Raw genomic sequence first — 16,491 nt, 5'->3', positions numbered from 1 at the left:
ATCATCGCCCGGCGATGAGTAATTCGGTGCCCGGGGCCAGTATCACCGTCACAGCTCGACAACGAACAGGGCCGAAAGTCACTGTGGCAGACGATGGTCAGGGCTGATGGGCCACACCGAGCCGGGAAAGACCGCGCAGGTCGTAGGTGTGGGTGGCGACCGCACCCAGCAGCAGACCCACGGTCAGGCCGAATACCGTCATCCAGATACCGGTGCTCAGACCCGCCTCCAGGTGCCCGTCGAAGAACAGGATGGCGCGCACCGACAGGTAGATCTGGTGCATGGGCTCGAAGCTGGACAGCGCCGCGATCCAGCGCGGAATCGCCTCCACCGGAATCGAACCCGAGGAGGACGGAAGGCCCAGCACCACGAAGACGATCATGTTGATCAGCAGCCCGGCGGTGCCGAAGGCCGCCAGCACCGACAGCCCGGTCACCCCCACCGCGATGATGGCCAGCGTGCCGTAGAGGAACAGCGGCAGCGGCTGGTCGATCGGCATGCCGAAGATCCTGGCGATGCCCATGAACATGCCCGAGAGGACCGGCGCGGTGATGACGGTGATGGCCCACTTCACCAGCAGGGTGCGCCAGCGGCTGATGGACGCCGGCTCCGGCGCGCGGAACCACGGGCCGTATTCGGCCGGGGCGTAGCCGAGCACATTGTCGATCATGGAGTGGATGATCATGGCGCCGCTGAAGCCCGCGAACAGCAGCACGAGGGTGTAGAAGAAGGCCGACAGGCCCTGGCCGGTGCCCGCGGGCAGCGGCCGGTACGGACTGACCACGACGTCGATGGGCTGGGCCAGCTGCAGCCGTGCCGCGCCGGACAATTCGGTCGCGGGAGCGCCCGCCTTGGGCGCCAGCTCGGCCTTCACCTGATCGGTGAGCTGCGCACCGACGGTCGTATTGACCTGTGCCATGGCGCGATCGGTGATGCGCTGCATGATCGAGGACGCGTAGGTGCCCGCACGCGGATTGGTCTGCACGGTGATGGCCGGGCGCTCCACGTCGCCGGGGACCACCGAGGCCGCCGCCAGAATGGACAGCCGCTTGGTGAAGTCGCTCGGAATGATGATGGCGCCGTAGATCTGGCCATTGCTCAGCTGCTGGCGGGCGTCATTGATGCCGACCAACCGCAGATCGATCTTGTCCTTCGGAATCTGCTCGGTCAGCGCGCCGGTGATCTGGTCGCCGACATTGAGGGTCTTGCCGTCCATCACGTCGCCCACATCCTGATTGACCAGGGCGACCGGGAAGTCGTGCAGGTTCTTCTCCGGGTCGGAGGTGTAGCCGAGGTACATGGTGCCGATCAGCGCCGCGAGCAGCGTGAGCACCAGCATCGGGCCGATCCAGCCGCGCAGCGGCACGGCCCGCCGGGCCGGGGTCGCCGCCGGGGTCACCGTGGCCTCCGGGCCGGTCGGGGAGGCACTGTCATTCGCCATGCGACGAATGTAGGCAGCGACAACAAAGTAGTCAACGCCAACATCCCCGAGTGTGTCCGATATCCTGCTCTCACCATGAGCATCGCCAAGCGCAAAGCCCGCGAGGTGGTGGAGCGCGCGCGGTCCTACCACCACGGGGACCTGCGTGCCGAACTACTCCGGCGCGCCGAGGAGACCCTGCGCGGCGCGGGTGTCGACGGCCTGTCGCTGCGGCAGCTCGCCCGCGACACCGGCGTCAGCCACGCCGCGCCCAGCCGGCACTTCCGCGACAAACAGGCACTGCTGGACGCGCTGACGGTAGCCGGATTCGAGCGGCTCGGAGCCGGATTCGAGAAGGCCGCCGCCACCGGCGCCTTCCTGGAGCGCCTGCGCGCCATGGCCCACACCTACCTGCGCTTCGCCATCGACAATCCGGCGCTGCTGGCACTCATGTTCGCGCGCAAGAACAGTCCGACTCCGGCCATCGGCGAGGCCGCCGCGCGCGCCTTCACCGTGCCCATCGAAATGGTCACCGATGCGCAGGCGAGCGGCGAGGTGGTGCCCGGCGACGCGCGGCGCATCTGCCTGTCGGCGGTCGCCGCGCTACACGGGCTGGCCGCCATCATGGGGTCGGGCCTGGTCGACGCCGAGGAGGCCGACGGTCTCTTCGACGAGATGGTCAGCCACATGATGAACGGTTTGCGTCCGCGACGCTGACGCCGCGTCCGCGAACCGGGCTGCGGAAATCCGCGAACCGGAATCCGTGGGCCCGCACCCGTAACCTTTCAGGCGTGACGATCGAGAAACGACAGTGACGATCGAAGGCAGGCAGTACGGCGGACGCGCCGTGACCGAACGAAAAGCCGAGCGCCGGCAGCGCTTCCTCGACGCGGCCATCCAGATTTTCGGTGAGCGCGGCTACGCCAACTGTTCGCTGGCCGATGTGTGCGCGGCCGCCGGACTGTCCAAACGCCAGTTCTACGAGGAGTTCCAGACCCGCGAGGACGTGCTGGTCGCGGCATACGACCAGATCCAGGACCAGGCCGGCGCCGCGCTGGCCACGGCCTTGAGCGCCATGGGACCGGAACCGGACCCGACCGACACCGTGACGCGGGCCCTCTCGGCGTTCCTCGGCTCGATCGGCGCCGACCCGCACCGCGCCAAGGTCGCCTTCGTCGAGGTCGTCGGCGTGAGCGAGCGCATGGAGCAGCACCGGCGCGATCGGCGGCACGCCTGGGTCGCCACCCTGTATCTCGCGGTGGAACCGCTGGCCGGTTCGGGCGCGCGGGTGCGCGGCGCGGGCGAACTCGCGGGCAGCGCCCTGATCGGCGCGATCAACGGCCTGGCCCACGAGTGGCTGCTGTCCGAGCCGCGCCCGCCGGTGAGCGACCTGGTGGAAGTGCTCGTCCCCATGGCGGTTTCGCTCATCGTGCGGGATCCGGCCTAGGCGGTCACCGCGCACCGAGCCTGTCACATCAGCTGCCGCATGAAGTAGGTGTACTCCAGCGCGCTGGTGTGCGCCTTCTCGTCGTTGTTCGCGCCGGACCCGTGGCCGCCCTGGGTGGCCTCGTAGAACAGGTACGGATCGCCGAATTCGGCTAGTCGGGCGGCGAACTTGCGCGCGTGCTGGGGCCCGACCCGGTCGTCCTTGGTGGTCGTCCAGATCAGCGGCTCGGGGTACTTCACGCCCTTCTTCAGCTGTGCGTACGGCGAAATGGACGCGAGGAAGGCCCGTTCGTCCGGATCGGCCACCGATCCGTACTCGCCCACCCAGGACGCGCCCGCTGCGATCTGCTCGTAACGGACCATGTCCAGCAGCGGAACCTGGATGTCCACCGCACTCCACAGTTCCGGATGCTGCGTGAATTCGACACCCATGAGCAGCCCGCCATTGGACCCGCCCTGGATCCCCAGCCGCCGCGGCGAAGTGATCTTGCGCGCGACGAGATCGTCGGCCACGGCCGCGAAGTCGTCGAAGGCCTTCTGCCGGTGGGTCTTCAGGGCCGCGTCGTGCCAGGCGGGCCCGTATTCGCCGCCGCCGCGGATATTCGCGATGACATACGCGCCACCGTGTTCCAGCCACGACTTGCCGAGCAGCCCGTTGTAGCCGGGCGTGGACGAGGAGGCGAAGCCGCCGTACCCCCACAGGATCGTCGGGGTGCTGCCGTCGTAGGGCAGCGTGGCCGGATGCACGATGAAGTAGGGCACCTTGGTCCCATCGGGCGAGGTGGCCTTCAGTTGCTCCACCACGAACCCGGACGAATCGAACCGTGCGGGTGCGGCTTTCACCTGGTTCAGCCGTCCGGTCGCGGTGTCCAGGCTCCAGATGGTGGACGGGGTGAGCATCGAGGTGACCGACAGGTAGGCCGTCTCGCCCTGGGAATCGGCGTCCACGCCGGAGACGGTCGCATTGTCCGGCAGGGAAACCGGTGCGGACGTCCAGCCGCCGTCGGGCTGCGGGGTGTAGACGGTGGCGCGGCCCTTCACGTCGTAGAGCGAGGTCACCACCACGTGGTCCCGGGTTGTCATGACCCCTTCGAGGGTCTCCTGCGGCCCGGGTTCGTAGACGAGGGTGACCTTCGGCTGATCCGGGTGCGCGGTCAGGTCGTCGGCATCGAGGGACACCAGTGCGCCGGACTTGAAGGTGGCGCCGCCGGTGGTCCAATCCTGTTGCAGCGCAACCAGGACCCGATTGCCGACCATGCCCTGGAGCCCGGACTTCGGCGGCAGCCCCAGCCGCACGGGCTGCACGCCCGCGAGCAGGCTGACCTCCGACTCGTAGAACGACGGCCGCCGCTCCACCAGGTTCATCCGCCGCCCTGCCCCGTTGTCCAGCAGCACCGCCGCGGTGGCAAGCCCATCACCCTGGCTGCCGCGGGCGACCTCCACCGCCTGGTCGAGCGTCTGCCCGCGCCCCAGACGCTTCACGACGTACGGATAGCCCGAGGTGGTCTTCTCCCCCGGCTGCCATTCCCGCGACACCAGCAGCGTGTCGGTGTCCACCCAGGCGGCGTACTGCTTGCCGCGGTCGAGCACGAATCCGCCGGCCACGAACGTCCCTGTCCCCAGATCGAATTCGCGCAGGGTGACGGCGTCCTCGCCGCCCTCGGACAGCTCGACCAGGCAGCGCCGATGGGTGACCGGGTCGCAGGACATGCCCTTCCACACCCAGTTCTTGCCCTCGTCGCGGGCCAGGGCGTCCAGATCCAGGACGGTGCGCCACTGTGGTTGCGGCGATTCGTAATCCGTGACCGTCGTCTCCCGCCAGATGCCCCGCTGATGGTCGGAGTCCTGCCAGAAGTTGCCGATCATCCCGTCGTGGAACTCCGGGACCGGCAGGCGATCTGCCGCATTCGCCAGCGACTTCGCCTGGGCCAGATTGTCGGCGTAGCGCGGATCCTGTTCCAACACGCCGAGGGTCTTCGTGTTCTCGGCCGCCACCCACGATTGCACGCGGGGACTGTCCAGCTCTTCGAGCCACTGATACGGGTCGCTCGCCGTGCTCGATCCCCCGCACGCGGCCAGCAGGACCACCGCCAGACCCGCGAGGGCGGCCCGGATTCCGCTCTTGCTCCAAACCATGAAATCCCCCATCCCATGATCACGAGGCGACCCCGATCGGGGTGTCAGCGAGCCACCCTACCGCCGCCCACCGACAACCTGTCAGTGCTGCCCACCGACAATCTGTCAGTGCCGCCTGCCGACAACCTGTCTGCGCCTGCTGCCGACAACCTGTCGGTGCCGGGCGGCAAGATCACGGGCATGACCGACGAGGAGAGGCGCTGGGCCGATCCGCATGCCACCACGGCGGTGCGGAAGTTCCTGCGCCGGCATCGTCGAGTGGTGGAGACCGTGCTGACGGCGGCCCGGCTGGACGGGCTGGACGAATTCGCCGATGCCGCAGCGGAATACGCCGCCGACCCCGCCGGACCGGTCACGCCGGAAGGCGCGGCGGTGGTGTTCGCCATCGCACAGCAGGCGGCGATCGCGTACCGGACCGGGGCGCAGCGGGAGCAGGAGTTCATCGACCGGTTCATCGACAGCTGGATGAACGAGCACGGGTACGCGTTCACGGCCGCGGTCGCCGAGACACGGCGAGGCCTGCGCGTCGAGGAACCGGAGCCGCGCGCGGGACGGATGACACCGTGGCTGCGGGCGACAGTGCCCGGCGAGGAGCCCGAGCCCGCCGCGGAGACGCTGAGTCTCCGGGTGCATGCCCGGCTAGGTGTGCAACCGCCCTCTCCCGGCGCGGACACACCACACGCCCCCGCGGAGCCGAAATCGGTGACCACCGACCAGATTCGGCGACTGGAGGCGGCCATGGTGGACGCCCGGCGATGGCGGGCCGCGGCTCACCGGCGGCTGGTGCTCGAGGATCCCGCGCTCGGTCAGCTGGCCCGGCGGCTGGTGTGGGCGAGCTTCGACGGCCGCGGCACCGTGACGGGCACGTTCCGGATCGATGCCGAGGGCGTACTCCGGGCCGTGGACGACGGGCCCGTCGAGCTGCCGCGCGAGACGCTGGTGGGTGTGGCCCACCCGCTGCACCTCGCGGAGTCCCTGGCGGCATGGCGGAATTCCTTCGCCGGCAACCGATTACGCCAGCCGTTCGAGCAGCTGGAGCGACGAACGTACGCTCTCACGCCGGAGGAGGCGGAAGCGGATCGCCTGTCCCGCTTCGCCGATCGCCAGGTCCGCACCGATCGGGTGTTCGGACTGCAACAGCTGGGCTGGGAGTTGTCAGGAGAGCTCCTGTATCGCCGGTTCGGTCCGTCCCGGGAGGTGGCCGTCACGCTGGACCCCGGGCTCGCGGGCGGTTATCGCTACGAGCCCGAGCTCCAGCGGGTGCTGGCGGTGGAGCTGCGGGGCGGCACGTTCGGGTCGTTCGATGCCGTCACCGCCTCGGAGCTGATCCGTCAGCTGGAGCGGCTGGCGGCGTGACGTCCGGCGCGGCGCCCGAAGAAGGAGCCCGCGCCGAGCTGGGTGCCGCTGGAGTAGCCCTTGCCGTCCTGGGCCAGGGTGGAGGCGGTAGCGCCCGCCGCGTAGAGCCCCGGAATCGCTGATCCGTTGTCCCGCAGCACTTCCGAGTCGGCCGAGGTGCGCAGGCCGCCGAGGGTGAAGCCCGCGTACAGCGCCTTGCCCAGGGTCAGGTCGAAGGCCGCCCACGGCCCGTGATCCTGCGGCTCGAGCCATTCGGCCGCCTTGTGGAAATCGGGATCCTCGCCGCGGGCCGCGTTCTCGTTGTATCGGTCGAGGGTGGATCGCAGTGCCTCGTACGGGATTCCGAGCGCGGCCGCCATCTCCTCGACGGTCTCCCAGCCGTCGATGAACGGAGCGAGCGGGAACATGGGCCGTTCCATGTGCTCGGAGTCCACGATCAGGTACGCCACCGCGCCGGGCTGATCGAGCACGAAGGCGGAGGTCCGCGCGTGATAGGAATCCTCGGCGACGAAGCGTTCGCCCCGCTGGTTCACCACGATTCCGGTCAGCAGCTTCGCGGGCGGATACACGGGCGCGGTGACGAAGGCCTGGTCCATCATGCGGGTCACGCCGCCCGCCGAGACGCCGAGCCGAATGCCCAGCCCGTCGTCGAAGGGCGTCCCCAGCACGAAGGGTTTCTCGGTCAGCCACGGCACGTGCTCGGCCACCATGTCGGTGTTCATGACGAAGCCGCCGGCGGCGAGCACCACCGACTTCGCCCGCACCGCACCGGTGGTGCCGAGGTGCTTCCAGCTCACGCCGGCCACACTGCCGTCGGCCTCGGTGATCAGATTGGTCACGCCGGTCTCGTACCGCACCTCGACGCCGAGCGCGGCGGCCCGCTTCACCAGCAGCTCGATGATCATGGCCGCGCCCTGGGTGTCGCCGGGCACCGGAACCTTGTGCCCGCGCGGCGCCGGCGTCGCCTGATCCCGGTAGGGCCAGACCTTTTCGTTGCCGGTGTACATCAGCCCCTGGGTGCCGGGCTGGATGACCGCCTTCTCCGGGTAGTAGCTGCGCTCGAATTCGAAGCCCAGGCTCTCCAGCCAGTCGAAGTGCTCGACGCTGCCGTCGCAGTAGGCGCGGATCTTGTCCGGTTCGGGATCGCGCGCCACCGACAGCAGGTACTTGTACATCTCCTCGGCCGAATCGTCGTGGCCGGTCGCCCGCTGCACGGCGGTCCCGCCGCCGAGGTAGAAGTGCCCGCCCGCCAGCGCGGTGGTGCCGCCCGCGACGCCGGCCCGCTCCAGCACCAGTACGCGGGCCCCGTTGGCGGCCGCCTCGACCGCCGCGCAGCCGCCCGCGATGCCGAATCCGGCCACGACCACGTCGACCTCGTCGGACCACTCGGTAATCGACTCCGCCACAAGGGTTTCCGGGATCTGTGTGCTCACTGCGCATCCTTCTTGATCTGCTCGAAGAACAGCCGCATATTCGGCCCGATCTCGGCGAGTTCGATGAACGGTACGCCCGAGGCCGCGCCGTCGAGGTAGGCGAAACGCATCTGCCCGCTCATGTCGCCCTGCTGCACCACCGGGATCCCCTGCGCCGCGGCGTCTTTCAGCGCGGCGTCGAAGTCGTCGGGTTCCAGGCAGACGTGGTGCAGGCCGGGTCCGCCGCGTTCGAGGAATTCGGTGTAGATGGAGCGGCCGCGCACCGGCTGGATGAGTTCGAGCTGGGTGTCGCCGCTGTAGGACAGCGAGACGTGCGCGGTGAAGTCGGCGGGTTCGCCACGGTAGACGCAGCTCTCGGGCCCGAAGTGGATCTCGGGCATGCGCATCCAGCCGCGGGCGCCCATAGTGGTCTTCAGGAACTGTTCACCGGCCGCGATGTCCTCGACCACCCAGGCGATCTGGCTGACCGAGCCGCGGGCCACACTTGTGCTGTCCACCCCGGCAGTTAATCACAATCGCTTAAATTGGCAAGGGTTACTCGTCGTCGGGATCCGGATCGGACGGCGCCGTCCACCCTTTGTTGCTGAGGCCGTAGAACGTCGAGACCAGCAGATACAGCACCAGAGCCGTGATAGGCGACAAGAATCCGACCCCGATGCACACCGCGTAGACCAGGATGCCCGGCCAGGCCCGCCAACTCTCGCGCCGCGCGTAATCCGCACCCAGACCGGGCTTCAACATCTCCGGCCGCTTCGCCAGCCGCCACCACATGGGCGCCCACGGCACGGTCATCATCACCCCGACGACCCCGTACAGCGCCACCGCCACCACAGCGTCCCGGCGCGTCCCGTGCACCACATTGTCGGCCACCACCATCGTCGGGAACGGCACCAGCGAAATGCCCAGCAGCAGCATCAGATTCCACCACCGCAGCACGTGGTCGATGCGCCGCAATCGCCCGAAGAAGGTGTGGTGGTTCATCCACACGACGCCGATCGTCATGAACGACGCCAGATAGGCCACATAGGCCGGCCAGACATGCGCCAGCGCCTGCAGCAGGCGCCCGGGCTCGTGGTCGGGCACCCGGACATCCAAAATCAACAGGGTGATGGCAATCGCCATCACCCCGTCGCTGAACGCTTCCACCCGGGCGGTTCCGGCGAGCGTGCGATCCGGAACCGATCCGTCACTCATGGACGGAAGCGTAACCCGATTCCGTGATCGCTTCAGATCGCTTGGCCCGCTTGATGGTTCGAACCGTGATCGCCATCAGCACCACGGTCACGCCGATCATGAGCGCGCTCGACAGCCAGGCCATGGTGTGGATGGGCAGCCGGTAGGCGAGCACCACCCGCAGCACGGACTCGCCGACCAGGCCCACGCCCCACATCCCGGCGATCCGGTTGTGCACGCGGCGCACCAGCGGGTTGGTGCGGAAATTGTGCTCCATCTCCGCCAGCTTCGCCGGTGAGTTCGCGAAGGCCTTCCGGGCCGCCACGTAGGTCAGCGGCTTGCCCAGCAGTGCGCTCACCCCGAACGCCAGACCGATGACGGCGGTGGTGAGCGAGTCCCGCACGATCATCATCCGGGCGTCGCCGCTGATCAGCGAGCTGGCGATGCCGAAGACGAAGCCGGCCAGGATGAGCGCGGCCAAGGCGTCGACGCGCCGGGCCCGGATCACCTCGACGAGGACCACGACGCCGGAGAACACCGCGCCCGCCAGCAGCGCGAGGAAATCGGAGTACCCGGCCCAGTGCAGGAGGTAGTACGCCGCGAGCGGCACCGCGATGTCACGGGCGGTGGGTGCGAGCATCCGCAGCAGGTTCGGCCGGTCCTGCGACTGCGGCGCGGGCACTGCGGCGATGTTGTCGGCCATGGTCGGAACTCCTGTAATCGGTTTGTGCGCTACAGGAATGACGCTACGGTCGCGCCGACCTCGCCGAATCTGCCAACCATCACCTCCCGGCCATGACAGTTGTCATGCCGGCGCCGGACACGCCGTCCGCCGCCATCCCCACTTCGGGCCGACGGCAGACGATGATTTCCGGAGCCGGGCGTCGTCTCCATTCCCGGGGACCGAAATACCGATTCGAGGAGTTGACCATGTCCTACGTGACGCAGCCGGGCGATCCGGTCTGGACCGATCTCTTCACCACCGATACCGACAGCGCCATCGACTTCTATGGCGAGCTGTTCGGGTGGAGTGCGGATGTCGCGCCCGAGTACGGCGACTACATCACCTTCCGCAAGGACGGCCTGGCCGTGGCGGGCGGGATGCGCAATGGCGGGAACAGCGGGCCCGATCAGTGGACCGTGTACCTGGCCAGCCCGGACGCCGAGGCGACCGCGGCGGCCGTCACGGCGTCCGGCGGGATGATCGCGGCGCCGGTGACGACGGTCGGGGACCTCGGCAAGTTCGGGGTATTCGGGGACAACGGCGGGGTCGGGATCGGCGTGTGGGAAGCCGGGACCATGGCCGGGTTCGAGCAGCGCGGCGTGGTCGGCGGCGGGCAGTGGGAGGGGCATGTGGGAGTGCCCTCGTGGTTCGAACTGCACACGCGCAACTACGACGACGCCCTGAAGTTCTATCGCGCGGTCTTCGGCTGGAAGGACCCGTTCAGCATTGCCGATACACCCGAATTCCGGTACACCACCATCCATTCCGCGACCCCGATGCTGGGTGGCGTGATGGACTCGACCAGCTTCCTGCCGCCGAGTGTGCCCGGATACTGGACCGTCTACTTCGGCGTCGAGGACGTGGACGCCGCCGTGCGCAAGGTGGCCGAGCTGGGCGGCAGTGTGGTGCGGCCCGCCGAGGACACCCCGTACGGCCGGCTGGCGGCGGTGGCCGACCCGTCCGGCGTGCGATTCAGCCTGGGCGGCAACAAGTCCTGACCGGTTGCATAGCTGCGCATACCCGATCGATGACCGTCCCCGGACAGGACGAACGGCCCGGTCCCCACAGTGACCGGGCCGTTCGGATCATCCCGCGGCGACGTGGTCGGCGCCCCAGCAGCGCTTCGGACGCCGCCGCGGGAAACTCAGCCCCCGATGACGACGGAGCCGCGCACGCCGGTGGCCAGGGTCTGCTGCCTGCCCAGTCCGCCGACCTCCACGACCACGACATCGCCGTCGCGCAGATAGGGTTTCGGCTCCGGCCGGCTGACCGCGACGCCGCCCGGGGTTCCGGTCAGCACCAGATCACCGGGTTCCAGGGTCATCAGCGTGCTCAGGTACCGCAGCAGTTCGCCCACCCCGGCGACCATGTTGCCGGTCGTACCCGCTTGCCGCTGTTCGCCGTTCACCCACAGCTGCAGGCTCAGCGCCTGCGGTTCGGCGACCTCGTCGGGTGTCACCAGCCACGGGCCGATGGGGGTGAAGGTGTCGAAGGACTTGCCCTTCACCCAGGTCGGTTCGCCCGCAATGCCATTGCGCTCGGTGACGTCATTTGCGGTGACATAGCCGCCCACCGCCCCCAGCGCGGTGGCGGCATCAGGGCAGTCGCGCAGCGTGCGGCCCATCACCACGCCCAGCTCCACCTCGTGGTCGGTGGCACGGCTGCCGGGAGGCAGCTCGATGGCGTCGTAGGGACCGCTCACCGTGGTGCCGGGCTTCAGGAACACCACTGGCCGTTCCGGAATGGCCGCGCCGATGGCCGCGGCGTGGTCGGTGTAGTTGAGCCCGATGCCGATCACCTTGCCGGGCCGGGCAATCGGTGCGCCGACCCGCGCGGCCGGATCAACCTCGGGCAGGGATCCGGCGGCGAGCGCGGAGCGCACCGCGCTCAGCGCCGCCGGATCACCCAGCAGCCGGCCGTCGATATCGGCGGTCACGGACGACAGATCGCGCAGCGCGCCCTCATCATCGATGGCCACGGGACGCTCGGCGCCCCGGGCCCCTACGCGCAGCAGTTTCATACATCGCCTCCCGGCTGCTTCATTTCTCGGCCCCCGATTGCTCGGCGGCCACCGCCGCCACCCCCGCGCCACCCGGCAGGTGTTCGTGCGCAATGCGAATACCCAACTGCTGCAACAGCATTGCCCCGGCACTCAGGCAGCGCTGCTCATCCGGCTCGATCTCGATGAGCGAATACGCAGCGGCGAACCCGGTTTCGCGCAGCCGGTCCGACGGCAACGTGTTCCGGCCGCACACGGCGACCACCGGCACACCCGCGGCCCGCGCGGCGGCCGCCACGCCCGCGGGCGCCTTGCCGTGCAGGGTCTGCTCGTCGAGCTTGCCCTCACCGGTGACGACCAGGTCCACCCCGGCCAGCCGCGCGTCGAAACCGACCAGCTCCAGCATCAATTCGATGCCGGGCCGCAGGGTCGCGCCGAGGACGGCGAGCGCGGCGAATCCGACACCCCCCGCGGCGCCGGCCCCCGCCGCGTCGCGCCGATCCGACCCGAGTTCCGCGGCCAGTCGCTGCGCCCACTGCCCGAGCGCGGCGTCCAGCTCGGCCACCTGGGCCGGATCGGCGCCCTTCTGCGGTCCGTAGACCGCAGCGGCCCCATAGGGCCCGGTGAGCGGATTGTCGACATCGCAGGCCACCGTGACCTCGACGCCGTCCATCCGCTCGCGCAGGGCGGTCAGGTCGATAGCGTGCACCCGGGTGAGAGCCGCCCCGCCGTCGCCGATGGGCTGCCCATCCGCGTCCAGCAGCCGGGCGCCGAGCGCCTCCAACAGACCTGCGCCGCCGTCGGTTCCGGCACTGCCGCCGATACCGAGCACGATGCGGCGGCACCCGGCCGCGACCGCGGCCGCCATCACCTCGCCGGTGCCCCGGCTGGTGGCGGTCATCGGTCGCAGCCGGCCTTCCGGCAGCCGCACCAGGCCCGACACATCCGCCATCTCCACGACCGCGAGATCGTCGCGCCGGGCGTAGGCGGTCAGCACCGGTTCCCCGGTCGGCCCCGACGCAGTCAGCGGGACCGCATCGAAACCGGCCGCGAGCGCGGCGGCGACGGTGCCGTCACCGCCGTCGGCCACGGGCACGACCGCCACCGAGGCGTCGGGACGCGCCCGCCGGATTCCGGCTCGCACGGCGGCCCCGACCTGCGCCGCGGTCAGCGAGCCCTTGAATTTGTCGGAGGCGATCAGCACACGAGCCATGGGAATCCTCTAGTCCAGCGGGACGGTTGCGGTCGGGGCGTCGACGAAGGCCGAGGCCAGCTCCTCGAACTCCACGACCTCGTTGATCTCACGCGCGCCCATGGACACATTGGTGACGCGCTCGAGAATGCACTCGACCACGACGGGCACCTTGAACTCGGCCATCAGCGACTTGGCCTTCTCGAAGGCGGGACCGATGTCCTGCGGCTCGAAGACGCGAATCGCCTTGCAGCCCAGACCCTCCGCGACCTTGACGTGGTCCACGCCGTAGCCGTTGACCTCGGGCGAGTTGATGTTCTCGAAGTCGAGCTGGACGTAGTAGTCCATCTCGAACGCCCGTTGCGCCTGCCGAATCAGCCCCAGGTACGAGTTGTTCACCAGCACATGGATGTACGGGATGTTGAACTGGGCGCCGACGGCCAATTCCTCGATGAGGAACTGGAAGTCGTAGTCACCGGACAGCGCGACGACCTGCTCGTCCTTGCACGCGGTGGCGACACCCAGCGCGGCGGGCAGGGTCCAGCCCAGCGGGCCGGCCTGGCCGGCGTTGATCCAGTGCCGAGGCTTGTACACGTGCAGCAGCTGCGAGGCCTGAATCTGCGACAGGCCGATGGTGGTGACGTACCGGGTGTCCCGGCCGAACGCCTTGTTCATCTCCTCGTACACGCGCTGCGGCTTGAGCGGCACGTTCTCGAAGTGCGTCTTGCGCTGTCCGGTCGCGCGGCGGGCGCGCACCTGCTCGGCCCAGTCACCGTGGTCGGTCAGACCACCCACGGCGTCAAGGGATTCCGCGACGGCGATGAACTGCTCCAGGGCCGCGCCGGCGTCGGAGACGATGCCGTAGTCGGGCGCGAAGACCCGGCCGATCTGGGTCGGCTCGATGTCGACGTGCACGAACTTGCGGTCCTTGGTGTAGGTGTCGATACCACCGGTGTGGCGGTTGGCCCACCGGTTGCCGATACCCAGCACGAAGTCCGAAGCCAGCAGCGACTCGTTGCCGTAGATGTGCGAGGTCTGCAGACCCACCATGCCGGCGTTCAACTCGTGATCGTCGGCGATGGTGCCCCAGCCCATCAGGGTCGGGACGACCGGAACACCGGTCAGCTCGGCGAATTTCACCAGCAGTGCGTCGGCGTCGGCATTGATGATGCCGCCGCCGGCGATGATCAGCGGACGCTTCGCGGCGTTCAGCATCTGCAGCACCTTGGCGGCCTGCGCCCGGGTGGCGGCCGGGCGGGCCACGGGCAGCGGCTCGTAGGTGTCGATGTCGAACTCGATCTCGGCCAGCTGCACGTCGATCGGCAGATCGATGAGCACCGGGCCCGGACGGCCTTCGCGCATGAGCCAGAACGCCTTCTGGAAAGCGCCGGGCACCTGGGCGGGCTCGAGCACGGTGTGCGCCCACTTGGCCAGCGGCTTCGCGATGGACGCGATGTCGACGGCCTGGAAGTCCTCCTTGTGCAGCTTGGACACCGGGGCCTGGCCCGTGATGCACAGGATCGGAATGGAATCCGCGCTGGCGGCGTACAGACCGGTCACCATGTCGGTGCCCGCGGGGCCCGACGTCCCGATGCAGATACCGATATTGCCGGGCTTGGCCCGGGTGAAGCCCTCGGCCATGTGCGAGGCGGCCTCGACGTGGCGGGCCAGCACGTGCTTGATGCCGCCGTGCGCCTTCATGGCGCTGTAGAACGGGTTGATCGCGGCGCCCGGCAGGCCGAAAGCCTGTGTGGCCCCTTCCTTTTCCAGGATCAGGACCGCCGCGTCGACGGTGCGCATGCGCGCCATAATCAGTTCTCCTTGTCCAGCTTGCCGCTCAGGCGCTCGACGCCGCGCAGCAGTGCAGAGTGGTCCAGGTGGCCGTCGCCATTGGCGCGAGCCGAGGCGACCAGCTGCGCGATGAGCGAGCCGGCCGGGGTCACCAGACCGGCCTCACGCGCGGCGGTGGTGAAGATGCCCATGTCCTTGTGGTGCAGGTCGATGCGGAAGCCCGGCGCGAACTCGCGGTTGATCATCTTGTCGCGCTTCTGGTTCAGCACGGCCGAACCGGCCAGGCCGCCGCCGAGCACGTCCAGGGCGGGGCCCAGCTCGACGCCGTAGGCCTCGAGGAAGACCACGGCCTCGGCCACGGCCTGGATGTTGCTGGCCACGATGAGCTGGTTGGCGGCCTTCACGGTCTGGCCCGCGCCATTGGTGCCGACGTGCACGATGGTCTTGCCGACGGTGTCGAAAACCGGCTTGGCGGTGGCGAAGTCCTCGGCCGAGCCGCCGACCATGATGGACAGGGTCGCGTTCACGGCGCCCGGCTCGCCGCCGGAGACCGGGGCGTCCAGCAGTCGGAAGCCACGCTCGGCGGCCTGCTTCGCCAGCTCCTGGGTGACATCGGGGCGGATGCTGGAGAAGTCGATGATCAGCGCGCCCGGCTCGGCAGTCTCGAAGACACCCTTCTCACCGGCCAGCACCTCCTGCACGTGCGGGGAGTCCGGCACCATCACCGCGATGACCTCCGCGCCGCGCACGGCGTCCGCGATCGAGGTGACCGCACGGCCGCCCGCATCGACCAGCGGCTGGGCCTGGGCCGGGTTGCGGTCGAAGCCCTTGACGGCGTGGCCGGCGTTCTGGAGGTGGACGGCCATCGGGCTGCCCATGATGCCGAGGCCGATGAAAGCGATGTTGGTCATGATCTGTTCCCTAATCCTCTGTATGGCAAGTTCTCTGGGTCTCTGGACGGCGGGCTACTTCGCGGCGCGACGCTCGCGCGGCAGCCATTCGAAGGCGTCCTCGGAACGGCCGGACGGCTTGTACTCGAGGCCGACCCAGCCCCGGTAGCCGCGCGACGCGAGGTCGGTGAGCTGAAGCTCGAGCTGGAGCTCGCCGGTGCCCGGCTCGTTACGGCCCGGGTTGTCGGCGATCTGCACGTGGGCGATCCGGTCGGTGTACTCGGAGATCACCTTGTCCACGTCGTCACCGTTCACGGCGAGGTGGTAGAGGTCGGCGAGCAGGCCGATATTGCTGACGCCCGCATACGCCTGCACCTTGTCGATGACGGCGAGTCCGTCGACGGCCTTCAGCAGCGGGTAGCGCGGTGCGCCGGAGGCGGGCTCGACCAGGATGGTGGCCCCGATCCGGGAGGCGGCCACGGCCGCCGCCGCCAGATTCTCGACGGCCAGCTCGTCCTGCTGCTCCGGGGTGGCGTCGTCGGCGCGGTTGCCGTAGAGGGCGTTGAAAGCCTTGGTGCCCAGTCGTTCTCCGATGCCGACCGTGACGTCGATATTGTCCTTGAACTCCGCGGACCGCGATGGCCAGGAGACCAGGCCGCGGTCGCCGCCGGCCATGTCGCCGGCGAAGAAGTTGAGGCCGATCAGCTGCACGCCCGCGTTCTGCACGGCGGCGACGAAGGCGTCCACGTCCCGGTCCGACGGGACCGCCTCGGCGAAGGGCCACCAGAACTCGATGGCGTCGAATCCGGCCTGCCGCACGGCTTCCGGGCGCTCCAGGATGGGCAGCTCGGTGAACAGCAGCGAGCAGTTCACGGCGTAGTTGAGCGAGTGGGTCATCAGGAATCCCTCCAGTTCGTTCCCGCAGTGCTTC

At 69.1% G+C, this 16,491-nt stretch carries 15 protein-coding genes; 4 read left to right on the top strand and 11 right to left on the bottom strand.

Annotated features, from left to right (window positions below):
* Positions 1-97: 97 nt before the first annotated feature.
* Complete coding sequence (locus ACFXIV_RS12365; protein WP_379399755.1) at positions 98-1,441, bottom strand: DUF3533 domain-containing protein; 1,344 nt, start codon at positions 1,439-1,441, stop codon at positions 98-100.
* Positions 1,442-1,516: 75 nt separating this feature from the next.
* On the opposite strand from ACFXIV_RS12365, the gene ACFXIV_RS12360 reads away from it, so the two are divergent.
* Both ACFXIV_RS12360 and ACFXIV_RS12355 read left to right on the top strand, forming a co-directional pair.
* Positions 1,517-2,137, top strand: a complete 621-nt coding sequence (locus ACFXIV_RS12360; RefSeq protein WP_379399756.1) for a TetR/AcrR family transcriptional regulator — start codon at positions 1,517-1,519, stop codon at positions 2,135-2,137.
* Between the two features lie 130 nt (positions 2,138-2,267).
* The gene (locus tag ACFXIV_RS12355; protein WP_379399757.1) at positions 2,268-2,867 is read left to right on the top strand and encodes a TetR/AcrR family transcriptional regulator; all 600 of its coding nucleotides are present in this window, start codon (positions 2,268-2,270) and stop codon (positions 2,865-2,867) included.
* A gap of 23 nt (positions 2,868-2,890) precedes the next feature.
* On the opposite strand, the gene ACFXIV_RS12350 is transcribed toward ACFXIV_RS12355, so the two are convergent.
* Positions 2,891-5,002: a prolyl oligopeptidase family protein gene (locus ACFXIV_RS12350; protein ID WP_379399758.1), complete on the bottom strand. Its 2,112-nt coding sequence runs from the start codon at positions 5,000-5,002 to the stop codon at positions 2,891-2,893.
* A 108-nt stretch (positions 5,003-5,110) separates the two neighbouring features.
* On the opposite strand from ACFXIV_RS12350, the gene ACFXIV_RS12345 reads away from it, so the two are divergent.
* Entirely contained in the window at positions 5,111-6,358 is a 1,248-nt protein-coding gene (locus ACFXIV_RS12345) for a DUF4132 domain-containing protein (protein WP_379399759.1), read from the top strand.
* Here the strand turns inward: ACFXIV_RS12345 and ACFXIV_RS12340 are convergent.
* Genes ACFXIV_RS12340 through ACFXIV_RS12325 form a run of 4 tightly spaced genes read right to left on the bottom strand, consistent with a single transcriptional unit; the run spans position 6,334 to position 9,667 of the window.
* On the bottom strand, positions 6,334-7,791 hold the full coding sequence (locus tag ACFXIV_RS12340) for an FAD-binding protein (protein ID WP_379399760.1): 1,458 nt from the start codon (positions 7,789-7,791) through the stop codon (positions 6,334-6,336). The genes ACFXIV_RS12345 and ACFXIV_RS12340 overlap by 25 nt on opposite strands.
* The gene (locus ACFXIV_RS12335) at positions 7,788-8,288 is read right to left on the bottom strand and encodes a VOC family protein (protein WP_379399761.1); all 501 of its coding nucleotides are present in this window, start codon (positions 8,286-8,288) and stop codon (positions 7,788-7,790) included. The genes ACFXIV_RS12340 and ACFXIV_RS12335 overlap by 4 nt, the downstream gene beginning before the upstream one ends.
* A 37-nt stretch (positions 8,289-8,325) precedes the next feature.
* Positions 8,326-8,985 carry a TMEM175 family protein gene (locus ACFXIV_RS12330; RefSeq protein ID WP_379399762.1) on the bottom strand — a complete coding sequence of 220 codons (660 nt, stop codon included), beginning with the start codon at positions 8,983-8,985 and terminating at the stop codon, positions 8,326-8,328.
* Entirely contained in the window at positions 8,978-9,667 is a 690-nt protein-coding gene (locus tag ACFXIV_RS12325; RefSeq protein ID WP_379399763.1) for a VC0807 family protein, read from the bottom strand. Before ACFXIV_RS12325 ends, ACFXIV_RS12330 begins: the two co-directional genes overlap by 8 nt.
* Before the next feature lie 227 nt (positions 9,668-9,894).
* Between ACFXIV_RS12325 and ACFXIV_RS12320 the strand changes: the two genes are divergently transcribed.
* Positions 9,895-10,686, top strand: coding sequence for a VOC family protein (locus tag ACFXIV_RS12320; RefSeq protein ID WP_379399764.1), 792 nt, complete (start codon positions 9,895-9,897; stop codon positions 10,684-10,686).
* A 146-nt stretch (positions 10,687-10,832) separates the two neighbouring features.
* Here ACFXIV_RS12320 and ACFXIV_RS12315 read toward each other — a convergent pair whose 3' ends face one another.
* Genes ACFXIV_RS12315 through ACFXIV_RS12295 form a run of 5 tightly spaced genes read right to left on the bottom strand, consistent with a single transcriptional unit; the run spans position 10,833 to position 16,457 of the window.
* Positions 10,833-11,708 carry a fumarylacetoacetate hydrolase family protein gene (locus ACFXIV_RS12315; RefSeq protein ID WP_379399765.1) on the bottom strand — a complete coding sequence of 292 codons (876 nt, stop codon included), beginning with the start codon at positions 11,706-11,708 and terminating at the stop codon, positions 10,833-10,835.
* A gap of 19 nt (positions 11,709-11,727) precedes the next feature.
* A complete protein-coding gene (locus ACFXIV_RS12310; RefSeq protein WP_379399766.1) occupies positions 11,728-12,900 on the bottom strand; it encodes a glycerate kinase in 1,173 nt (390 codons plus the stop codon).
* 9 nt (positions 12,901-12,909) lie between these two features.
* Positions 12,910-14,688, bottom strand: coding sequence for a glyoxylate carboligase (gene gcl, locus ACFXIV_RS12305; protein WP_379399767.1), 1,779 nt, complete (start codon positions 14,686-14,688; stop codon positions 12,910-12,912).
* A 2-nt stretch (positions 14,689-14,690) separates the two neighbouring features.
* Entirely contained in the window at positions 14,691-15,581 is an 891-nt protein-coding gene (locus tag ACFXIV_RS12300) for a 2-hydroxy-3-oxopropionate reductase (protein WP_379399768.1), read from the bottom strand.
* A gap of 54 nt (positions 15,582-15,635) precedes the next feature.
* Positions 15,636-16,457 carry a hydroxypyruvate isomerase family protein gene (locus ACFXIV_RS12295; RefSeq protein WP_379399769.1) on the bottom strand — a complete coding sequence of 274 codons (822 nt, stop codon included), beginning with the start codon at positions 16,455-16,457 and terminating at the stop codon, positions 15,636-15,638.
* Between the last annotated feature and the right edge of the window lie 34 nt (positions 16,458-16,491).

The organism is Nocardia sp. NPDC059236 (genome assembly GCF_042754085.1).
Taxonomy (GTDB): Bacteria; Actinomycetota; Actinomycetes; order Mycobacteriales; family Mycobacteriaceae; genus Nocardia.
The sequence above is the reverse complement of the archived record's forward strand: the minus strand, read 5'-3'. Positions and strand labels throughout refer to the sequence as shown.

Coding starts and splice junctions, on each gene's coding strand:
- ACFXIV_RS12365 (WP_379399755.1), bottom strand. CDS start 1,441: ATGGCGAATGACAGTGCCTCCCCGACCGGCCCGGAGGCCACGGTGACC.
- ACFXIV_RS12360 (WP_379399756.1), top strand. CDS start 1,517: ATGAGCATCGCCAAGCGCAAAGCCCGCGAGGTGGTGGAGCGCGCGCGG.
- ACFXIV_RS12350 (WP_379399758.1), bottom strand. CDS start 5,002: ATGGTTTGGAGCAAGAGCGGAATCCGGGCCGCCCTCGCGGGTCTGGCG.
- ACFXIV_RS12330 (WP_379399762.1), bottom strand. CDS start 8,985: ATGAGTGACGGATCGGTTCCGGATCGCACGCTCGCCGGAACCGCCCGG.
- ACFXIV_RS12325 (WP_379399763.1), bottom strand. CDS start 9,667: ATGGCCGACAACATCGCCGCAGTGCCCGCGCCGCAGTCGCAGGACCGG.
- ACFXIV_RS12320 (WP_379399764.1), top strand. CDS start 9,895: ATGTCCTACGTGACGCAGCCGGGCGATCCGGTCTGGACCGATCTCTTC.
- ACFXIV_RS12315 (WP_379399765.1), bottom strand. CDS start 11,708: ATGAAACTGCTGCGCGTAGGGGCCCGGGGCGCCGAGCGTCCCGTGGCC.
- ACFXIV_RS12310 (WP_379399766.1), bottom strand. CDS start 12,900: ATGGCTCGTGTGCTGATCGCCTCCGACAAATTCAAGGGCTCGCTGACC.
- gcl (WP_379399767.1), bottom strand. CDS start 14,688: ATGGCGCGCATGCGCACCGTCGACGCGGCGGTCCTGATCCTGGAAAAG.
- ACFXIV_RS12300 (WP_379399768.1), bottom strand. CDS start 15,581: ATGACCAACATCGCTTTCATCGGCCTCGGCATCATGGGCAGCCCGATG.
- ACFXIV_RS12295 (WP_379399769.1), bottom strand. CDS start 16,457: ATGACCCACTCGCTCAACTACGCCGTGAACTGCTCGCTGCTGTTCACC.